3 protein-coding genes are annotated in these 2,733 nt (G+C 74.5%); all 3 read left to right on the top strand.

Annotated features, from left to right (window positions below):
* Window positions 1-326 precede the first annotated feature (326 nt).
* Window positions 327-773 (top strand): hypothetical protein, encoded by a 447-nt coding sequence (locus tag NBW84_RS06935; protein WP_250282784.1) that lies wholly within the window; start codon window positions 327-329, stop codon window positions 771-773.
* A 132-nt stretch (window positions 774-905) separates the two neighbouring features.
* Window positions 906-1,892 (top strand): futalosine hydrolase, encoded by a 987-nt coding sequence (gene mqnB, locus NBW84_RS06930; RefSeq protein ID WP_250282783.1) that lies wholly within the window; start codon window positions 906-908, stop codon window positions 1,890-1,892.
* 47 nt (window positions 1,893-1,939) lie between these two features.
* Window positions 1,940-2,733 (top strand): 1,4-dihydroxy-6-naphthoate synthase (locus NBW84_RS06925; protein ID WP_250282799.1); only part of this gene is annotated, 794 nt, incomplete at its 3' end.

Raw genomic sequence — 2,733 nt, 5'->3', positions numbered from 1 at the left:
CCCTGCCGCAGCACCCGGCCCTGCCACGAGCCCTGCCACAGCACCCGACGTTGCCACCGACCCTGCCGCAGGCCCCGGCCGTGCCGCGCCCACCCGCCGCGCCCGACGCCCCCACCGTGCCGCGGTCACCCGTCCGGCGCTGGTGGGAGCGCGGTTCCAGCCGGTCGGAATAATCCCGAAAGGTGATCAGGCGATACCGGCGGCCGGGAGCGCCGGCGGCTCATGGCCGAGGCCGGGCCGCTGAGCAGGCGGGTTGAGACCGACAACCCACCCGGAGGATCGCGAGCAGGCCGGCGTCCGACCGTCGGGAACGGTAACCTCCGATCGTGTCCGCATCTCGGCTACTTTTCCGCACCCGGCGGCGACGCCCCGTCGTGCTCGGCCTCCTCGGCGCGCTGGTCCTGGTGCTCACCGGCTGCGACAAGCCGACCCCGCTGGTGACGCTGCAGTCCGGCGACAACTTCGTGCAGGCGCACGCCGCCCAGTACGACCGCGACGGCACAGTGATCAAAAACGACAAGTACCAGGCGCCGGTCCTGCACGCCGTCCCCGGGTCGGTCGTCAACATCGACGTCGCGAAGTCGATCGCCGACAAGGGATATTTCCTGGCGTCCAACGACACCCGGATCACCGACGTCATCACCGAGCCCCACTACCGGCTGTCCGTGCCGGACGGGCGCGGCGAGGTGAACCTGACCGTCTTCCAGGCCCCGCACACCGGCTCCGAGCAGGCCTCCGGAAGCTGGCCGTTCCGGCTCGTCGTCCAGCCGTAGCCCGATGAGCCCCAGTCCTGTCAGCCTCGCCCGCACCGGCCCGGGCGGCGGCACGGCACGTCCCGACGGCACAGGCCCGGCCGTGGCACGCCCGGTCCGCGACCATCCGTCGACCGCCCCGCAGGCGGCCGCGTGAGCCGCATACTGCTCGTCACCGCGATGGCAGCCGAGGCGGACGCCGTCTGCGCCGGAATGATGGGGCCATGGCGGCCCCGGCCCACCATCGGCACGGGTAGCGGCCCCGCCGCTGCCGCCGGTGCGGGCAGGCTGTCGCGCGGTTCGCCGCCGTCGTGGGACCGCCAGCTCCTGACCGCCGTGCGGATCGGCCCCTACCTGGGACGCCGCTCCGGCCCGGTGACCGTCCTCGCCGCCGGTGCCGCCGGCCCCGCCGCGGCCGCCGGCACCGCCACCGCGCTCGCCACCGCCCAGGCCACGGGGGAGCCGTTCGACCTGGTCGTCTCCTTCGGGATCGCGGGCGGTTTCGCCGGCCGCGCGGACATCGGCGACCTGGTCGTCGCGGACGAACTGATCGCCGCGGACCTCGGCGCGGAATCCGGCGTCGACGCCCCGCCCGGCGAACCGGGACAGCCACCCGCGCCGGCGTCCGGCGACTTCCTCACCCTGGAACAGCTCGGGCTCGGAGCCTCCACGCTGACCCCCCGCGAGGAGATCAGCCAGGCCCTCACCAGCGTCCTCGCCGGCACCGGGCGCCCGGTGCGGACCGGACCGGTGCTGACCGTCTCGACGATCACCGGAACCGAGCGGCGGGCCGCGGCCCTGGCGCTGCGTTTCGGCCCGGCCGCCGAGGCGATGGAGGGGTACGCGGTCGCGGTCGCGACGGCGGTGTACGGCACGCCCTTCGCCGAGATCCGCGCGATCAGTAACGCGGTCGGGCGCCGTGACCGGGCCAGCTGGGACGTGCCGGGTGCCCTGGCCGGGCTGAGCGCCGCGGCGGCTGCCCTCACCGCCGGCATCGACACCCTCACCGCGGCCCTGCGCGCCACCGGCTCCGGCTCCGGCGGCCCGGCCAGACCAGCCGGCCCTGCCAGACCAGCCGGGCTGGTCAGACCTGCCGGGCCCGCGGGAGCGACAGGACCAGCCCCGGGCGGCACGTCGTGACCGGCAGCGGGACCGACACCGGGACCGGCACGTCGACGATCCCGACGGTGATCCCGACGTCGCCACCGTCCCTGCCGGTCCCGCTGTCGTTGGCGATCTCTCCGTGCCCGAACGACACGTTCGCCTTCCACGCGCTCACGCACGGGCTGGTCGGGGACGGCACCCCGGTCACGGTGACCTTCGCCGACATCGACGTGCTCAACAGCCGCGCCGCCGACGCCCTCGATGACGTCGTCAAGGTCTCCTACGCGGCCCTGCCCTGGCTGCTGGGCTCCTACCAGCTGCTGTCGGCCGGCAGCGCGCTCGGACGCGGCTGCGGGCCGCTCGTGCTGACCGCCGGCCAGGCCGGCCTGCGTGGCGCCCGCGTCGCGATCCCTGGCATGCGCACCACCGCCTACCTGCTGTTCCGCCTGTGGGCGCAGGGACGCGGGGTGAGCGAGATCGACGTCCTCTCCTTTGAGAAGATCATGCCGGCGGTGCGGGACGGGCGGTACGACGCCGGCCTGGTGATCCACGAATCCCGGTTCACCTATCCGTCCTTCGGCCTGACCGCCATCGCCGACCTCGGCGACTGGTGGGAGTCCGAGACCGGCCTGCCGATCCCGCTCGGGGCCGTCCTGGGGCGTCGTCACCTCGACGGCGCCGCGCTGTCGGCGGTGGTACGGGCGAGCGTGGCCGCCGCGTTCGCCGACCCGGAGGCGTCGCGCTCCTACGTCCTCGACCACGCTCAGGAGATGGACCCGGACGTGGCGGACGCCCACATCGGTCTGTACGTCAACGACTACACCCTGCAACTCGGCGACGAGGGTTACGCGGCGGCCGAGGCCCTGCTGGGCCGCGC

Source organism: Protofrankia sp. CiP1_Cm_nod2 (genome assembly GCF_920664355.1).
GTDB lineage: Bacteria > Actinomycetota > Actinomycetes > Frankiales > Frankiaceae > Protofrankia.
This window is presented reverse-complemented; position numbering and strand designations above follow the sequence as displayed.